This window comes from Marivita cryptomonadis (genome assembly GCF_002115725.1).
Taxonomy (GTDB): Bacteria; Pseudomonadota; Alphaproteobacteria; order Rhodobacterales; family Rhodobacteraceae; genus Marivita; species Marivita cryptomonadis.
In genome coordinates this window covers 1-714 of sequence record NZ_JFKD01000107.1, presented here as the reverse complement: position 1 = coordinate 714, position 714 = coordinate 1, and the positions used below count along the sequence as shown (strand labels likewise).

The following is a 714-nucleotide window of genomic DNA, read 5'->3' as shown; positions in this document are numbered from 1 at the left end:
GCTTAAGGAAGCAGATCGCAGCGGAGTGCTACAAGATGCCTTCGCTCCACCAGGGTTTGGCGCAGTTGCCGCGACAGCGGTAGTTGAGGGTTGGATACTTGGGGCAGAATGGCCTCCGGTGAAGCGCAAGGAACCTGGTGGGCGAAATAGAACCACGGCCAAGCCAAAGACCACCCGATCCGGCTACGTCAACCGCAACAATCAAGTTGTTCTGGGTTGCACAGGCGAACCAGGCAACGACCACAACCAGATCTTATACATTCTCCAGTGCCATAATTGCGGTGCAAGATATGGAGCTAATGGTTCAGATGTCTTTCAGAGGAAGTGTCCACAATGTGGTGGTGGAAGGCCAGGATTGGATTGGGCGCAGCAGCCATCGCGTGATTGAGCAAGTAGTGCCAGAAAAGACCCGCAAGCGCTCGTCGGAAACTCCACATCAATTTGCAGCAAAAATTGTCTCGGAAATCCTAGTCGATAAGTCATTTCCAACGCGCTTGTAGCCTAGAAGCCGTGCCACTGCGCGGATCAGTTCCTCCGGGGGGATCTGGCCACTTTCCTGGACAACCAAATTCACCGCTGCGTTGATTTCTGCTTGAGACAAATACTCAGCCTTCAAGAGCGAACCGGTTTCTGAGCTGCGATCTCGGACAGGTGGCTGTGCATGCTGTTCTTCGGTCATAACAAAACGACCTTCCCTGCGAAATTCCCCGCTTC

At 53.5% G+C, this 714-nt stretch carries 1 protein-coding gene; it reads right to left on the bottom strand.

Annotated features, from left to right (window positions below; all coding sequences use genetic code 11):
• Positions 1-436 precede the first annotated feature (436 nt).
• Positions 437-714: hypothetical protein (locus MCRY_RS22525; RefSeq protein WP_217808274.1), on the bottom strand; the 278-nt coding region annotated here is incomplete at its 5' end.